The 16,339-nt window shown below is 45.8% G+C and carries 15 protein-coding genes; 6 read left to right on the top strand and 9 right to left on the bottom strand.

Translation table 11 applies throughout. The features are described from left to right. Positions 1-121 precede the first annotated feature (121 nt). Together QUA02_RS16855 and QUA02_RS16860 are read left to right on the top strand one after the other, a co-directional pair. Complete coding sequence (locus QUA02_RS16855) at positions 122-2,827, top strand: PAS domain-containing hybrid sensor histidine kinase/response regulator (protein ID WP_333029332.1); 2,706 nt, start codon at positions 122-124, stop codon at positions 2,825-2,827. 231 nt (positions 2,828-3,058) lie between these two features. After that, positions 3,059-4,474, top strand: coding sequence for an RNA-guided endonuclease InsQ/TnpB family protein (locus QUA02_RS16860; protein WP_333029333.1), 1,416 nt, complete (start codon positions 3,059-3,061; stop codon positions 4,472-4,474). A gap of 29 nt (positions 4,475-4,503) precedes the next feature. On the opposite strand, the gene QUA02_RS16865 is transcribed toward QUA02_RS16860, so the two are convergent. Continuing rightward, the gene (locus QUA02_RS16865) at positions 4,504-5,097 is read right to left on the bottom strand and encodes a chorismate lyase (RefSeq protein WP_333029334.1); all 594 of its coding nucleotides are present in this window, start codon (positions 5,095-5,097) and stop codon (positions 4,504-4,506) included. Positions 5,098-5,152: 55 nt separating this feature from the next. Continuing rightward, on the bottom strand, positions 5,153-5,470 hold the full coding sequence (locus QUA02_RS16870; RefSeq protein WP_333029335.1) for a hypothetical protein: 318 nt from the start codon (positions 5,468-5,470) through the stop codon (positions 5,153-5,155). A 48-nt stretch (positions 5,471-5,518) separates the two neighbouring features. Here QUA02_RS16870 and QUA02_RS16875 point away from each other — a divergent pair, with 48 nt between their 5' ends. Beyond that, positions 5,519-7,138: an NAD(P)/FAD-dependent oxidoreductase gene (locus tag QUA02_RS16875; RefSeq protein ID WP_333029336.1), complete on the top strand. Its 1,620-nt coding sequence runs from the start codon at positions 5,519-5,521 to the stop codon at positions 7,136-7,138. A gap of 92 nt (positions 7,139-7,230) precedes the next feature. Here QUA02_RS16875 and QUA02_RS16880 read toward each other — a convergent pair whose 3' ends face one another. Then, positions 7,231-7,782, bottom strand: a complete 552-nt coding sequence (locus tag QUA02_RS16880) for a 1,2-dihydroxy-3-keto-5-methylthiopentene dioxygenase (RefSeq protein ID WP_333029337.1) — start codon at positions 7,780-7,782, stop codon at positions 7,231-7,233. 224 nt (positions 7,783-8,006) lie between these two features. On the opposite strand from QUA02_RS16880, the gene QUA02_RS16885 reads away from it, so the two are divergent. From QUA02_RS16885 to QUA02_RS16895, 3 genes are all read left to right on the top strand, one after another. Then, positions 8,007-8,966: a M48 family metallopeptidase gene (locus QUA02_RS16885; RefSeq protein WP_333029338.1), complete on the top strand. Its 960-nt coding sequence runs from the start codon at positions 8,007-8,009 to the stop codon at positions 8,964-8,966. 301 nt (positions 8,967-9,267) lie between these two features. Continuing rightward, positions 9,268-9,693 (top strand): DUF4359 domain-containing protein, encoded by a 426-nt coding sequence (locus tag QUA02_RS16890; protein ID WP_333029339.1) that lies wholly within the window; start codon positions 9,268-9,270, stop codon positions 9,691-9,693. Positions 9,694-9,920: 227 nt separating this feature from the next. Continuing rightward, a complete protein-coding gene (locus tag QUA02_RS16895) occupies positions 9,921-10,487 on the top strand; it encodes a TerD family protein (protein ID WP_333029340.1) in 567 nt (188 codons plus the stop codon). A gap of 96 nt (positions 10,488-10,583) precedes the next feature. Here QUA02_RS16895 and hpsP read toward each other — a convergent pair whose 3' ends face one another. The 6 genes from hpsP to glmM form a co-directional block, all read right to left on the bottom strand. Next, entirely contained in the window at positions 10,584-11,762 is a 1,179-nt protein-coding gene (hpsP, locus tag QUA02_RS16900) for a hormogonium polysaccharide biosynthesis glycosyltransferase HpsP (RefSeq protein WP_333029341.1), read from the bottom strand. Positions 11,763-11,809: 47 nt separating this feature from the next. Next, on the bottom strand, positions 11,810-11,989 hold the full coding sequence (locus QUA02_RS16905) for a hypothetical protein (RefSeq protein ID WP_333029342.1): 180 nt from the start codon (positions 11,987-11,989) through the stop codon (positions 11,810-11,812). Beyond that, complete coding sequence (locus tag QUA02_RS16910) at positions 11,986-12,333, bottom strand: hypothetical protein (RefSeq protein WP_333029343.1); 348 nt, start codon at positions 12,331-12,333, stop codon at positions 11,986-11,988. Before QUA02_RS16910 ends, QUA02_RS16905 begins: the two co-directional genes overlap by 4 nt. 43 nt (positions 12,334-12,376) lie before the next feature. Further along, on the bottom strand, positions 12,377-13,546 hold the full coding sequence (gene hpsO, locus QUA02_RS16915; protein ID WP_333029344.1) for a hormogonium polysaccharide biosynthesis glycosyltransferase HpsO: 1,170 nt from the start codon (positions 13,544-13,546) through the stop codon (positions 12,377-12,379). Positions 13,547-13,591: 45 nt separating this feature from the next. Further along, on the bottom strand, positions 13,592-14,566 hold the full coding sequence (gene hpsN, locus QUA02_RS16920) for a hormogonium polysaccharide biosynthesis glycosyltransferase HpsN (RefSeq protein WP_333029396.1): 975 nt from the start codon (positions 14,564-14,566) through the stop codon (positions 13,592-13,594). A 192-nt stretch (positions 14,567-14,758) separates the two neighbouring features. Continuing rightward, entirely contained in the window at positions 14,759-16,219 is a 1,461-nt protein-coding gene (gene glmM / locus QUA02_RS16925; protein ID WP_333029345.1) for a phosphoglucosamine mutase, read from the bottom strand. Between the last annotated feature and the right edge of the window lie 120 nt (positions 16,220-16,339).

A 16,339-nucleotide genomic window follows, 5' to 3' on the forward strand; every position in this document is an offset into this window, starting at 1 on the left:
TTTCTTGCACCCTTACTACTTTTTTGGTCGGAAAACCCATACACTGTTTACTTTTCTCACTGATTCAGCAAGCCCTAGGTAGTTTCGGGACATTAGCGATCGCAAACAAGCAGAAGAGGCTTTGCGGCAACAGTCCGGCGAACTCGAACGACAACTGCGAAAGTTCGACACGATCGCATCTTCTGTCCTAGATTTTATTTACACCTTCGATTTATCGGGACGCTTCACCTACATCAATCCAGCGTTGCTCAATCTCTGGCAAAAAACTTCGGCCCAAGCTTTGGGAAAAAACTTTGTTGAGCTGGATTACCCAACGGATTTAGCGACCAGACTTCAAGATCGGATTCAGCAAGTCATAGAGACGCGCCAACCGCTCAAGGATGAAATGCTGTACACCAGCGCATTGGGCACGCGCACCTATGAATACATTTTCGTCCCCCTTTTCAACGCCAACGGCGCAGTAGAAGCGGTAGCAGGCGTGACGCGAGATATTACCGATCGCAAACAGACAGAAGCGGCACTGCGAGACAGTGAAGAGAAATTCCGCAACATGGCAGACCATGCTCCCTTTATGGTCTGGGTGACAGATCCTACGGGCTACTGCCACTATCTCAGCCAAAGCTGGTACGAATTTACAGGACAAACCCCAGAAACGGGTTTGGGATTTGGCTGGTTGAACATGACCCATCCAGACGATCGCGAGTATGCAGAGCAAACGTTCCTAGCAGCGAATGAGCGCCAAAAGGCGTTCCGAGTGGAGTATCGCTTGCGCCGCTCTGACGGTGAGTATATTTGGGCGATCGATATGGCGAATCCCTGGTTTGGGCCAGAGGGTCAATTTAAAGGCTACATTGGCTCGGTGATTGACATTGACGATCGCAAACAAGGCGAGTCTGCTTTACGCCGATCGGAGGAACGCTATCGAACGCTGTTTGAATCGATCGATGAAGGCTTTTGCGTCATCGAAGTGCTGTTTGATGCAAATGACACAGCGATCGACTACCGCTTTTTGGAAATCAATCCCGTCTTCGAGGCACAAACGGGACTTCGAGAAGCAGTCGGTAAAACGGCGCGTCAGTTACTTCCCGATATTGAAGATCACTGGATGAAGATTTACGGCCAAGTCGTACTGACAGGTGAATCCGTTCGTTTTGAGAGTGGTTCCGAGGTAATGAATCGTTGGTTCGACGTTTATGCCTGCCGCACCGGGCAGCCAGAGGAGCGAAAAGTTGCGATCGTCTTTAAAGATATCAGCGATCGCAAGCGCATCGAAACCGAGCGCATCGCAGCCCAGAAAGCTTTGCAGGCAAGCGAGGAGCAGAGCCGCAATATCTTGGAGAGTATTACCGACGGATTCTTCGCGCTCGACCGAGATTGGCGGTTCACCTACGTGAATCGGCAGGGAGAACGCTTGCTCGATCGCACTCCGGGCGATCTGCTGGGAAAGACGATCTGGGAAGAATATCCAGGCACCGTCGGCATGGAATTCGAGCGAGCCTATCGCCAAGCCGCCAGCGAGCGGGTTGCTTCTTCGTTTATCTCGTTCTATCCTGACCACAACCGCTGGTACGAAGTCCAAGCCTATCCTGCCGCCGACGGAATCACTGTCTACTTCAGAAACGTCACCGATCGCCAGCGCATCGAAGCTGAACGCGAACAACTCCTGCAACGCGAACAGATGGCACGGGAAGCCGCCGAAAATGCCAACCGCATTAAAGATGAGTTTTTGGCGGTGCTGTCGCATGAGTTGCGATCGCCCCTCAATCCAATTTTGGGCTGGTCAAGGTTGCTCCAAAACGGCAAGCTAGACGCATCAAAGACGGCACTAGGACTATCAACGATCGAGCGCAATGCCAAGCTACAATCTAAGCTGATTGAAGATTTGCTTGATGTCTCCCGGATTTTGCAAGGCAAACTCAGTCTCAGTGTTACTTCAGTCAACTTGGCATCAACGATTAGAGCCGCGATCGAGACTGTGCACTTGGCAGCAGAAGCCAAATCCATTGGGGTAGAGGTCAGCCTCGATCCGAACATCAGCTCTGTTTCAGGCGATGCCACCCGCTTGCAGCAAGTCGTATGGAATCTGCTTTCTAATGCTGTTAAGTTTACCCCCGCAGGTGGTCGGGTTGAGGTGCGATTAGCACAAGCGGACAATCAAGCTCAAATCACCGTCCGCGACAACGGTAAGGGAATTCCTTCAGAGTTTTTGCCCTACGTCTTTGACTACTTCCGTCAAGCTGATAGTAGTACGACACGCCAGTTTGGTGGCTTGGGATTAGGATTGGCGATCGTGCGTCATCTCGTTGAATTACATGGCGGCACAGTTGAGGCAGATAGCCCCGGTGAAGGACTAGGAGCCACTTTTACCGTTAGGTTGCCGCTGATGCCGATTAGTCCAGCCAAAAATCAGGCGGAGCAATTCTCCCAGCCATCTCTCAATTTGCAAGGCGTTCGAGTTTTGGTGGTTGATGATGATATCGATTCACGCGAATTTGTGGTGTTTCTGTTGCAGCAGGCCCAGGCAAGCGTTATTTCAGCAAGCTCAGCAGACAAAGCCTTTGCAGCGTTAACGCAATCCCAGCCGGATATCATCCTGAGCGATATTGGGATGCCAGATATAAATGGCTATATGTTAATCCGGCAAGTGAGAGCTTTGCCACCAGAACAGGGTGGGCAAGTTCCGGCGATCGCGCTGACTGCGTATGCTGGAGACTTTAATCAGAAACAAGCTCTCGCTGCTGGGTTTCAACGTCATTTAGCAAAACCTATCGAACCAAATGAATTACTCAAGGCGATCGTGACATTGCTCAGCAGACAACCTCGCTGACTCCGACGGGGCGGGATGGACAAGGAAGGGCGCTGTCAATCCATGAACCTATCCCTACGGGTTTATCAGAAAATTGGGTTTAAAACCCCGTCCTTTTAGGACGGCTTTAATTCAAGTAAGTCGGTAAAGCTTTAAATCATTGAAATATTAAGGATTGCGACAATTTTTGAATCAAGTAGGTTTTTAGTTTAGAATAAAACCAGTTTACAAGCAATAAAATGTGACTCAATCTTGCTAACAAACTACGTTTACAAGCTGCGTCCTAATCAAACACAAGACTCAAAAATGTCAAACTGGGTAGATATGTTGCGAAGTCACTATAATTGGTGTCTCAACGACAGAATCACCCAGTATAACCAACAGTTCATTCAAGGAAATTACTGCGATATTAGAACTCAAAGCGAAGTTTCCCCATTAACCTGCTATGTCAGTAAAAATGGTGCAACAGGAAATCCTTGGAAAAACTCAAAAACCGATTTTGAAGGTAAGGCCAAGAACCCTCGTCGCACTGCTGGCGACATTCAAATTACAGCTTTGCCAGATTTAAAAACAGCTAGACCTTGGTATAGTGGAATAGACTCAACAGTTCTACAGCAGAACGTTAAACGTTTAGATACTGCCTACAAAAACTTCTTTGAAGGTAGAGGTTTCCCTAAATTTAAAAACCGTAGTAACTTTACCTCTTTTACTTTTGTAATGGGAGTAAAGATACAAGGTAACAAAATCTACTTGCCTAAATTAGGTTGGATGCGATTTTATAATTCGCGTTCAATCCCTGATGGTTTTACTATCAAGGCTTGTGCTGTCAGGAAGCGTCAAAATGGTTGGTACATTTCCATCAGGATCGAGAACAAGTCGGTTCCTGATTACATTACGAAACCTCTCAATGATGTTGTCAAAGTAATTGGATGTGACTTAGGAATTACCAAGCTAGTTCATCTATCCGATGGATGTCAGATAGAAAACCCCAAATTCTCAAGCACAAAAAAAGCTAAACGCACCCTCAAAATTAGACAAAGAAGAGTTAACCGCAAAGTCAAAGGCAGCAAAAATCGCAATAAAGTAGCTAAAAAAGTAGGGCTGTTACATCAAAAAATCAGCGATAAGCGTCAAGCGTATCAATGGAAAACTGCTCAGAAAATAGTGTCTCGAAATATTGACGCAATTGCTTTAGAAGACTTGAATATTTGCGGGATGATGCGTCGTTGTCGAGTAAAAATTGATGATAAAACGGGAAGATATCTCAAGAATGGACAATCTAGAAAGAAAGGTTTGAATCGTTCTATCTCTGATGCAGGTTGGGGAGAATTGAGCTTAAAGATTGAGTATCTAGCTGCAAAGCAAGGAAAAGTCGTAATTAAAGTCAATCCTAAACACTCCAGCCAAAAATGCAGAAATTGTGGACACATTGACAAGTCAAACAGAGATGGAGAAAAGTTCATCTGTGTTAAATGTGGCTATCACGAACACGCCGATATCGGTGCTGCAAAAACAATTAGAGATAGAGCTTTGGAAATGGTACGTGGGGACTCTGCGAAACCTGGTGCAATGTGCCTAAACGCCCAAAAGATATTACCACGCTCAAAAAGCAAATGTGGTGAGTTTGGGAACCCTAGCAATAGGGATATTAAGATCGAAATGTCTTAAGAATCCCCGTGCCTTCAGGCCGGGGAGTGTCAATGCATCGGCCCCAAATACTTAGTTAAATAAGGCGAAAACACCTCATAAATCAGCGTCAGTGGCTTACCGCGATGCCAAAACAAATAGTGTCGCCCCCAAAAAGGTCCCGACTGTTCAAAAGCTGACTCCAAAGCAGCCGAATTACCCAAATAAATGCCTTGCACGTCCCGATACAATTCCGTCCGCAGCCGCGCTAAATTGGCCCAAATTGGCAAAGATTTATTTTGCAAATATTCATCTACATGGCTCGCTTCCCACCAAGAAGTTGCATAGGCCAGGCGCTGTCCAGAAGCAGTCCGCAGCCACACTTGGCGGCGCAGGCGCGGCCCGGGAACGGCGACAATTTGCTCTGGTGCGCCATCTGCGTCTTCACCCACTAAGGACATATCGATCACATCTACTTCTGTGGGTTCCCCTGTCAGCAGTTGCAGGTGACGGGTGGGGGAACCGTCGCCCAGGAGCAGTATTTGCCACGCCGGTGCTAGCTTGGTGTGGGGTAAACCCTTCTGTACTGCGTCTTCTGCTCCTTGCCACAGGGGGTTGAGAGCGTGCCAGGTTCGGCTGTTTTTGGGTATGAATGTTGCAGTCAAGGGTCTTTACAAAACTTAATTTTTTGTTGATTATAACGCTTTTTCAATCTAAAATTTAAATCTGTTTAGAAACGGGCTCTTCGGCCCGTTCCACAATAAAATTGAGTTTGTGTGGAACAGGCATCTTGCCTGTTGTTGAATAAAATTGAGTTTGTGTGGAACAGGCATCTTGCCCGTTCCACAATAAAATTGAGTTTGTGTGGAACAGGCATCTTGCCTGTTGTTGAATAAAATTGAGTTTGTGTGGAACAGGCATCTTGCCTGTTGTTGAATAAAATTGAGTTTGTGTGGAACAGGCATCTTGCCTGTTGTTGAATAAAATTGAGTTTGTGTGGAACAGGCATCTTGCCTGTTGTTGAGAATGGTGCAACATCTCAGTTAAATCCGTTACCCAATCTGTTGCCGAACTTCTCTCTGCTATATGTTAAGAATAACTGAAATCAAACTCCCCCTAGATCATCCTCAAGATGCGATCGCCAGCGCCCTTCTCAAAAAGTTGCAAATTCCCCCCGAAGAATTGCTCGGCTATTCCATCTTCAAGCGCAGCTACGATGCTCGTAAAAAAGCAGAAATCCTCCTTGTCTATATTGTGGATGTAGAGACGACACAGGAAAAGCAACTTCTCCAACGCTTCAAAAAAGATCCTCATGTGATGGTAACACCAGACACGAGTTATCGCTTTGTAGCCGAAGCACCCAGAAATTTGACGATTCGCCCCATTGTGATAGGTACAGGGCCTTGCGGGATGTTTGCAGGGCTGATGCTAGCACAAATGGGGTTTCGCCCTATCCTTTTAGAACGCGGAAAAGCAGTGCGCGATCGCACGGTTGACACCTTTGGATTTTGGAAGAAAAAAGCAGAATTTAACCCAGAATCTAACGCTCAGTTTGGCGAAGGTGGTGCGGGTACTTTTTCCGATGGCAAACTCTACAGCCAAGTTAAAGATCCTCAGCATTATGGGCGGAAGGTGCTGACGGAACTTGTGAATGCGGGAGCTTCACCGGAAATTTTATATATTAATAAACCGCATATTGGCACGTTCAAACTGGTGGGAATTGTCCAAAGTATTCGCGCTCAAATTGAATCATTAGGCGGAGAAATTCGGTTTCAAAGTCGTGTGGAAGATATTCACATCGAAAATGGAAAAGTGCAGGGACTTACCCTCGCCAGTGGAGAATATATTGCTAGTAATTATATAGTTCTGGCGGTGGGACACAGCGCCCGCGATACTTTTGAAATGTTGTTTTCGCGCGGGGTTTACATCGAAGCAAAACCTTTTTCTATTGGTTTTCGGGTCGAACATCCCCAAACTATCATCGATCGCTGTCGTTTTGGCGATCGGGCCGGCCACAAGCTTTTGGGCGCCGCCGATTACAAACTGGTTCACCACTGCCAAAACAATCGTTCTGTATATAGTTTCTGTATGTGTCCCGGTGGATTGGTAGTGGCGGCTGCGTCAGAACCGGGGCGACTTGTCACTAATGGGATGAGTCAATATTCTCGAAATGAACGCAACGCTAACAGCGGGATTGTGGTGGGTATCACGCCGGAGGATTATCCCGGTCATCCCTTAGCAGGAATTGAGTTTCAGCGTCGCCTAGAAGAACGGGCATTTGAGTTAGGTGGTGGCACTTACAACGCCCCTGGGCAGCTTGTGGGTGATTTTTTGGCAAATCGCCCTTCCACGGCGCTAGGCGCTGTGCAGCCGTCTTATACGCCGGGAGTTGTGATGACTGATTTGAGCGAAAGTTTGCCGGATTATGCGATCGCAGCTATCCGCGAAGCACTTCCGGCTTTTGACAAACAGATTAAAGGATTTGCAATGGATGATGCTGTTTTGACTGGGGTGGAAACGCGCACTTCTTCACCGATTCGGATTAAACGCAAGGAAGATTATCAAAGTTTAAATACAGAAGGTCTTTATCCTGCTGGGGAAGGTGCAGGATATGCGGGTGGAATCCTGTCGGCTGGGATTGATGGGATTAAGGTGGCGGAGGCGGTTGCTTTGAGTATTTTGCGCTCTTCAAACCACAAAATTTGATGCGGGATTTGAGGATTTTTAGATGGTTTGAAGATTGCCGTCAACTGTCAACTGTCAACTGTCAACCGTCAACCGTCAACCGTCAACTCTGTTCAAACAGCAGCTAAACGCGATCGAATTTCCGTATCTGTGTACTCCGGCGTCCAGCCGACCGTGGTGGTAAAATAGCGCACCGCTTTAATTTTCCGCGCTGCTGTCAAATAAAACCAGTGTTCTGTATTCGCCGGCACGTTGATAAATTCTTCCGGCTGCACTGTGAGTTCGACTTGGCTGCCGTCGGGCCGCACGAAGCCGAAAATGCCCTCGCCTGCTACGATATAGCGGACTTCATCCTCGGCGTGGATGTGGCACTTGTTGAATTTGGACAGCATGGTGTCGAGGTTGGGAATGTCTGGGTGCAGTACGATTAAGTCGCGATCCTGATAGCCTGCACTTTGGTTTAGCTGTTGAAAGTAGCCGTCGAGGGCTTGCAGCACTTGCTCTTTTTGATTGTCGTCAAGAGCATCTTTAGCTAACAAATTTTGAATTTCAGCGCTGTCACCCACGGGCCAGCGGTTGAGTTGAATGTTTAAGGAAGCGAGTTCTCGGGTAATGTCGCTTTGTTGAGTGTAGGTTGTACCGTTTTCGAGTCGCAGGATAGCCATTTTTGCACGTTCCAATTTTTGGGTGAGGCGATAAACAGACACAGCGAAAGATGTTTGTCGATCGCGCCTGTACCAGAATCACAATTTTAACGCTAATTTGAACAAGCTTCCGGCCTGTTCCACAACAGTTCAATATTTGTCGCGATAATATTATAAGTCAGGCGCCCGCTAGCACCAGCAGCGATGGCATTACTGATATCTTAAATGTAACTTTTGCAACAACTATGCCTACTTATACTGGAATTTCTAGCGAAGCTTTTCAGCATCCCCTCGATCGCCAAGCTGAGGAAGCGCTGCGCAGCGTACCTGGATTTGACTTAATTGCCAGCAAATTTGTAGAATTTGTCTACGAACGACCGCAATTCGTTTACCTAATGGGAAATAGCATTCAAGTCGGGCCGCGCCAATATGCCAGCATTTATCATATATTTCGGGAGTGCGTGCAGGCTTTAGATGTTTTTCCAGAACCGGGTTTGTTTGTTTCTCAAAACCCCTCAGTTAACAGCTATGCCCTGGGAAAAAATCAGCCTTATGTAGTATTAAATACTGGTCTTTTGGACTTGTTGGACGAGCCAGAACTGCGGGTAGTATTGGCTCACGAGTTGGGACACATTAAATGTGGTCATCCAACTTTAAATCAAATGGCGATGTGGGCGATGAGCGTTGCATCGACAATTGGCGAGATGACTTTCGGGCTGGGAAATATGGTCGGTAGCGGTTTAATTTTCGCTTTTTACGAGTGGCGCCGCAAGGCTGAATTGTCAGCAGACCGGGCGGCTTTGTTGGTAACGGATGACTTGAATAGCGTGATGAAGACGATGATGCAACTTGCGGGAGTTAGCAGTAAATATGCTGACCAATGCAGTTTGCAAGAATTTATCCGCCAGTCTGACAACTATCAAGAGCTCGATCGAGACAATCTCAACCAAGTGTATAAGTTTTTACTTTACAACGGCGGCCAGGGCGTGATGCTGAGTCACCCTTTCCCGGTGGAACGCCTGCGGTATTTGCGAGACTGGGCAAGTTCCGAGGAATACCGCCAAATTAAGCTGGGGAACTACAAGCGGGCTGTAGCTGAGGGTGCGGTTGATGTGAAGTCCCAAACGCCTAACAGCGAGACGGAGGCTTTGCGCCGTCAGATTGAAGAGTTGCAGCGGGAGATCGATCGGCGCAAATCGCAGTGAAATGTCAGTTTCTCCTCACTAGGAAGAGTTTAGTAACCAGAACCGTAGGGAGACGGCAATGCCGTGTCCTACTCCCCGCGCCGGACACAGCATTGCCGTGTCCCTACTTTTCAGAATTGGTATTATTTGGGAAATTTAGCGGATTTGCGGCAGGGAGGAAGGTAAAAGGAAGGTGGGGAAGACAGAGACTTACTCGCAACTCGCCTCCAATCTAAAAACTGTCCTCTCCTTTCTGAAATCTGTTTCCGACGAAGTGTAGTTTAAATCAAGAGAAGCTTATAACTCAACCGGGCTAAAAAAAATGATTATTGATAAACCAATGAATGCTAACAAGTCAACCTCTAATTTTTTCGGCAATGTGGGAAAAGTTGCGATCGCCCTGACTCTTCTAGCCGCCGGTATGGGATTTACAAATCCTGGGAGAGACAAATACCTAACTTATGCTTCCGGCGTACTGCAAACCGAGTTGGAAAGCACTGTGTGCAAAGATTCTCGCGTGCCGAAAGCTTTGAGCGGCGTTGCAGATACTTTGATCGGCAGTTGCAAGAATTTGCTGACTTCGCAGCGGGACACGATCGAAAGCTTGCTCGACAATACAACGCAGCGTCAAAATTTAGGTGTGGTCAGTATTTACACAACTGAATTAGGCAAAAAAAGCTATCAAACGGTTGGAGCTTTTGGGAATTTCGTGACGCTGCCACCTAGTTCTGAAAATGCTCAAAAGTAGAGTCAAATTAAGTTCAATTGTAGAAACCGGGTTTTGTATAAAGCCCGGTTTTTACTTACTTAATTTTATGTAAGTAAATCTCAATAAATTCGGATACAGGCAGCACATATTTTTAATCAAGCCCGCTATAAGAAGCAATATATTAAGTTTTATTAAATAAGAAAAGTTATTGTGCCACTTAATATTAACATGAAGACTATAAAGTTTTATGTTTAACAAATAAGCAGATGGTAATGCAATTAAGTAAGGGTGAGAGATTTAATATCTCTAAAGAAGCGCCTGGTTTAAAAAAAATGGCGATCGCCCTCGGTTGGCAGGTGACAGAGGCAGGAGAAAGCTACGAGATTGATGTCTCTGCGTTTATGCTAGGTGCTGACGGCAAAATACCTAACGATAAATATTTTATCTTTTACAATAATCTGCAATCGTATGACAGTTCGTTACTGCAATCGATTCCTGAAAAAAACAACCCAGGCCAAGAGAATAAGACGATTTACGGGGTTATCTTAGAAAGAGTTAATCCTGAAATTGAGGAAATAACTTTTGTTGTGACTATTCACGAAGCAGATAAAATCAAGGCAAATTTTAGCAATATCAAAAATGCTTTTATCAAAATTTCCAATTTGGATACAGGAAGCGAACTTGTTCGGTATGAATTAAAAGAGAATTTTTCGGGAGAGACGGCTGTAGAATTTGGTCGTTTGTATAAAAAGAATGGAGAGTGGAGATTTCAGGCGGTAGGAGCAGGATATCAGGCAGGATTGCAGAGTTTTGTTGACAAGTATTGCAGCTAAAGTAGTAGCGATGAAAAAATATCGCCTGCAAATTCTGATAGCAGCAGCACAAGAACTCGCAGCAGGAAAAGAAGTAAAAGGTAAACCTCCGTCGCATTAGTTAATAGATGACAAAATCTGCTGGTAAGCATCAATGGTTTGTTGGGCGATCGCTTCCCAGTTATAATGCTTTTTGGCATACTCTTGGCCGTTCAATCCCCGCCGTTGGCATTCCTGTGGGTTCAGAAGTGCTGATTTGATTGAATTGGCGATCGCCCCTACTTCCAAAGGCCCCACCCAACCAGCTTCTGCTTGCTGTATGTCTTCCGCAATATGTATGCGATCGGAAATAGCGACAGGTACACCGGCGGCCATCGCTTCCGCTACAGCAATGCCAAAGTTTTCGTAATAAGAAGGCAATACAAATAAGTCTGCCTTTGTCAATAGTTCAGCTTTTAAATCACCGCTCACAAAGCCAGTTATTGTTGTGTATTTTCCTAAGCTGGAATTATGAATTTGTACTTTAATTTGTGTTTCATAATCAGCATCTTGGGGATTTGAACCAGCTAAAATAAAGTGAAACTCTATCCCAGATCCTAAAATACTTTCTAATGCTGGAATTAGCAAATCAAGCCCTTTTTTAGGTTCAATTCGCGACATAAATAAGATGATGGGCACTTGAGATTCTCGCAATCTCTTAGGAAACAAACCTGCTGTCACCCCCAATGGAATTACCAAATCTTGTGGCACAGGCATCTTGGCTGTGCTGCCCAAACCAAATCTTTCTGAGATTTTAGCCTCTTCTTTACTTGTGAAATGAATTGCGGCTGCCCCTGCTAAATTAGGGCGTTCTAAAAGCGAGGCATAAATCTGTTTCAAGCGCTTTTTTTTCTGCAAGTCGGCGGGGTCAAGCATACCGCAGGGACGCATAATATATGGCAACTTGTGATATCTAGCAATTGTAGCCGCAAGGGTAGTTACTGGTGAGAAAAGAGCGTGAAGGTGAGCCAGGTCAAATTGTCGCGCATTTTCATTTAACCACTGCAATAACGAGAATGAAAATTTATATCTGCGCCAGGGATAACAGCGGAAATAAATAATCTGATAGCCGTTTTGTTTTATTGGTTGATTTAAGGGGACATCTAAGGGAATTTGACCGATATCTCCGTTAGAATCTGTGGTGATAATTGTGACATCAACACCTCGGGAAGCCAGGGCCCCAGAAAGTCCGAGTACCATTTGACTCGGCCCGCCGTAGACTAGGGAAATTGAGGGGATAATTTGGAGAATCCGCATCAGGGATAGTTATTTAAATCCACATATCAACATCTCCCATTACAAATTTAATTATCTGGAAAAGGCTGCCCGTCTAGCTGTTCAGCTTCCTCTCTCTTTGTTGCTGTAATTTGGGTATTGTGACATATTTTCTTGGAAAATTCATACATCTCACTGGCTTTGGCTTCCGCCGCTTTCACAATTTCAAGGATTTCCAGGAGTTGGCTTTCATCTGGTAATTGTTTCATGGCAATGCTTCTAATCTCTCAACTACTTTGTCTATCATAATTTTAGATTGTGGAGCCATCTGTAGCAAGGCTGCTAAATAATCTCCTGCTTTTTGAACATCTTCATCGGGCACACCAGCCATCAATACATTGCCCACAATGTGCTCTGCTTGTAAGCGAGTACCTGCTACGTTGAATTGAAAATTGGTGATGGAAGAAAAGTATTGCATCAGTATTTCATTCTGGGGAAAAAGAGACATTGCTCTTGTAAGTGCAAAAAGTCCCTGCGTTGCTTGGCGTTCGGTATCATGTAGTACCTGGTAGAGTTCGTCTACCAAAGGTCGTATGTCGGAAGGAATAGACATTTACCACAGCTTTTATTTAACACTTGCATTCTACTACTAAAAATTACAACAATTCTTTGTAAAATTCCAACAACTGCTCAGCTAAAGCTTTATTGGTATAATTGCTCATCGCTCTCTGATAACCCCGATCGCCCAAATCTGCCGCCAACTCCTGCCCCTCCATCAATTGCTGCAAACACTCTCGCAAAACCCCAGCATTTCCCTCGGGGAATACTAACCCCGCATCGCCGATGACATGGGGAATTTCCCCGCAGTCGGAACCAATAACCGGAATGTGACAAGCCATCGCTTCGATTAAAACGTGACCGAATTGTTCTTTCCAGCCCACAGCGGTCAAAGTTTTGAATTTATAGCTGGTTTGCGAGGGCAATACCAAACAGTTCATTAAGTTAATGTAGGGGGGGATTTCCTCGTGCGAAACGCTTTCTACCCAGATTATTCTGTCGCTGATTCCCCATTCAATACATTTTTCGGCGAGGTACGTCCGCAATTTTCCTTGCCCTACTAACAGCCACTTCCAAGAGCTTTTTTTCAACCCTGCCAAGGCTTCAGCTAAAGTCAACAATCCTTTTTCTTCGACAAATCGCCCTACAAATCCTACCACAAAATCGGTCGGTTCAATGCCGAACCTGCGCGATAAATCAGCGTCTTTACCGCTGCGGCGAAACAAAGTTTCATCTACTCCGAGTTGTGGCATTACTTTCACCGCACCTTGATAGCCCCGCTGCCGCAAAATTTTAGCTCCATCTAGGTTGCCTGCAATAATTCCGTCGGTGTGCTGAAGATTGTAATTTTCTAAGATTGAAACAGGCCACTTCAATTTATAAGGCAGATTCCACCAAGTAAATAATATATTTTTTGCTTGCAATTTTAGGAGTTTATTTAGTAATATTAACTGAGCGCAAGCGATAGATTTTGAACCTTGTTCAACTTGAATTATCTGGGGCTTTATTTTATGCAAAAGTTCAATTAAATCTATACCAAAAGTTAGCAATCCTTGATTGTTTTGACTAAAGTTGGAGACTGGGACTACTTTAAATGAACCTTCTTGAGAGAATTGCGTTTCTATAATTTTATTTTGTACGCCTCCGGGTTTCCAACGCTGCGGCACTACAACTGTTACTTCAATATCGGGTTCTAGGTTGGCTAATATCTTGAATTTTTCCCGATTAATGTCCACAATATAGGTGTGACTAGCCACGAGAATTCTCATTTATAGGGAATGGGGAATGGGGCATTGGGCATGGGGCATTGGGCATTATTTAGGGTTAATGTTGTCTTGATTGGTGTAAATTTGTCCGTCATTCCAGAGCGATTTGATGAGTGTCATGAGCGCACTGAGAAAACCCAGGATATAAAAAGCAAATCTAGTTAGGATTTTAATGGGCGATCGGCTTTTATAGCAAGGCGGATTTCCCAAAACGTGGCAGTCAAAGAGTTTGGCGAAAAATCGCAGGCATTCAAAGGCTGTTAAATTTTTCAATCCCATGAGGAAATGGTTGTGATAAAATGTGATTTGATATTCGATCGATCGCGTGCTGACATCGTGACATCCGCCGCTCTCTTCCCCAAAGTGAACTAAACACGCATTTGGATCGTACCAAATTTTCATGCCAGTCGATCGCAATCTCAAACAAAAATCCGACTCCTCCCGCACCGCACTCCCTGCAAACCGCTCATCAAATGTCAAACCCCACTCGGCAAAAACCTGCCTGCGAAACGACATATTGCAGCCTCTAGCCGAGAGCACCTGCTGCGGTTTGACTGTATGCACCAAATCGATAAAATACCAGGCAATGCCTGCATCCATCGCTTCTGAGGGCAAATATTCGATCGCCAAATCGCCTCCAGAAAAATCCAATTTCATTCTGTCAAAAACCCTGCCCGCCACACATCCCACATCTGGTTTTTCTAAATAGTTGCCAGCGTGAGCCGTCAAAAAACCATCTGGCAATTGTACATCATCATCAATAAATAAAATAATCTCTCCAACTGCGCGCCGCACCGCATAATTTCGAGCACCAGGTAAACTCGCCCAATCTACCCGAAACCACCGAATTTTTCCCGCATTTGCCAATTCCTCTAAATAAACTTGAGTTTCCGATTCGTGGGTGCAAGTTTGATCGATTACCAGCACTTCAAAATTCGGGTAATTTTGCCGGATCGCGTCAGCCAATGTCTCTCGCAGTGGTTGCTCGCGGTTGTAGGTGGGTATCACAACAGAAATCATCATCATCATCACACAATTGAGTGAAAATAAAGTTAAGGGCAGGCAGGATGCCTGCCCTTAACTTTATTTTTGGAGAAGTTGATTAAAACTCGAAATTAATAGTTATAAATTTTGATTTCTGAATTTTGAATTAAAGGATTTCAACTCAAAACTCAACACTCAAAATTCACAACTTTTAGCAAGTCCCCATTTCCATCAGATAGCTATGTGTTGCTGAACGGCTAAAACTAAATTTTCTGTCCATAAATTAGCCAATTCGGCGCTAGCAGCTTCCACCATAACTCGCATTAGCGGTTCAGTACCGGAAGCGCGAACCAAAACCCGTCCCTGTTCTCCCATTGCAGTTGTAGCACGTTCGATCGCATTTTGCATGGCCTCGCACTCGTGCCATTTTAGACGTTTTTCGCGATCGTCCACCCGAATATTTCGCAGCAACTGCGGATAAGTTTGGAAACTGCCGCTTACCAATTGTGCTAAAGATTCCCCGGACTGGCGCACCAGCGAAGCCATATGCAAAGCTGTCAGCAAACCATCGCCACTGATACCGTAATGCGGACAAAGAATGTGTCCCGACTGTTCGCCGCCCAACATCGCACCGGTGCGCTGCATTTCAGCATGAACGTACTGATCTCCCACGTTCGTTCTAGTTAGTTTGCCTCCCAATTCTTCCCAAGCTCGCTCGAAGCCGAGGTTAGCCATTACAGTAGAAATAATTAAATTGGACGGTAACTGTTGGGAGTCGCGCAACTGCCGGCCCCACAGATAAAGAATGTAATCGCCGTCAATCGATCGACCTTGGTTGTCAACACCCAAAACTCGATCGGCATCACCGTCAAAAGCAAATCCCAAATCGGCATTGTGTTCCAAAACAGCCGCTTGCAAACTGTCGAGATGAGTAGAACCGCAGTTAACATTAATGCGAGATCCATCAGGAGAATCGTGCAAACAGATCACATCCGCCCCCATTTGCGCGAACACCGCCGGCGCCAAACCCGCGGCAGCCCCCCAAGCCAAATCCAAAACTATCCGCATTCCCTCCAAATTCATCTGTTGCAGCGAATCACAGAGGGAAGTGGCATAATCTTTAACCAACTCAGAGCGATGGTAGTGGTGTCCCCAACCCAAGCTAGCAACCGGAACCTTAGCCCCCCGGATTCCCGCTTCGATTTGTTCCTGCAACTGCTGCGACAGCTTCGAGCCGTTTGAGCCGAAAAACTTAATGCCGTTGTCTTCTGGGGGATTGTGGCTGGCCGAAATCATCACTCCGCCGACAGACTCCGAAATGCTTGCCAGATAAGCAACGCAGGGAGTGGGACACAAGCCCAAATTCCAAACTTCCAAACCGGCGGCCGTCAAACCCGCTGACAGTGCCATTGCCAGCATATCGCTGGAATTCCTGCTGTCTTGCCCCAAAATAACAGGGCCCTGGTTGGGGGAATTTTGGCGTAGAACTTGTCCAGCCCAGAAGCCAACTTGCAGGGCTAGGGGTGCATTCAGCAATTCTCCAACTTTCCCGCGAATGCCGTCTGTGCCGAAGAGTTTTGTATTTGGTAGGGAGAGGCTATCTCCCACCAGAATCGTATCGCGTTTGGCTGGCTGTACCGAGTTAGCAGCCGGAAACTCGCTGCCACGATGGCGCGAAGGTGTCTGAACCATATTCACTCCTTTAGGAATATTCACACTCACACTTTGCAGTTTATGTTACAACTGAAAGTCTTTATTTTCAGCGTAAACTCCATTTATTTCGTCGATTGCTAGGGAAACTTCCTCTGACAA

This window comes from Microcoleus pseudofavosus SVA1_A4 (assembly GCF_036700565.1).
GTDB lineage: Bacteria > Cyanobacteriota > Cyanobacteriia > Cyanobacteriales > Microcoleaceae > Microcoleus.

Bases quoted from the DNA above. Each gene is read 5' to 3' on its own strand.
- QUA02_RS16895 (WP_333029340.1), top strand. From the start codon at position 9,921: ATGGTAATGCAATTAAGTAAGGGTGAGAGATTTAATATCTCTAAAGAA.
- hpsO (WP_333029344.1), bottom strand. From the start codon at position 13,546: ATGAGAATTCTCGTGGCTAGTCACACCTATATTGTGGACATTAATCGG.
- QUA02_RS16910 (WP_333029343.1), bottom strand. From the start codon at position 12,333: ATGTCTATTCCTTCCGACATACGACCTTTGGTAGACGAACTCTACCAG.
- QUA02_RS16880 (WP_333029337.1), bottom strand. From the start codon at position 7,782: ATGGCTATCCTGCGACTCGAAAACGGTACAACCTACACTCAACAAAGC.
- QUA02_RS16875 (WP_333029336.1), top strand. From the start codon at position 5,519: ATGTTAAGAATAACTGAAATCAAACTCCCCCTAGATCATCCTCAAGAT.
- QUA02_RS16890 (WP_333029339.1), top strand. From the start codon at position 9,268: ATGATTATTGATAAACCAATGAATGCTAACAAGTCAACCTCTAATTTT.
- hpsN (WP_333029396.1), bottom strand. From the start codon at position 14,566: ATGATGATTTCTGTTGTGATACCCACCTACAACCGCGAGCAACCACTG.
- hpsP (WP_333029341.1), bottom strand. From the start codon at position 11,762: ATGCGGATTCTCCAAATTATCCCCTCAATTTCCCTAGTCTACGGCGGG.
- QUA02_RS16870 (WP_333029335.1), bottom strand. From the start codon at position 5,470: ATGTTGCACCATTCTCAACAACAGGCAAGATGCCTGTTCCACACAAAC.
- glmM (WP_333029345.1), bottom strand. From the start codon at position 16,219: ATGGTTCAGACACCTTCGCGCCATCGTGGCAGCGAGTTTCCGGCTGCT.
- QUA02_RS16905 (WP_333029342.1), bottom strand. From the start codon at position 11,989: ATGAAACAATTACCAGATGAAAGCCAACTCCTGGAAATCCTTGAAATT.
- QUA02_RS16885 (WP_333029338.1), top strand. From the start codon at position 8,007: ATGCCTACTTATACTGGAATTTCTAGCGAAGCTTTTCAGCATCCCCTC.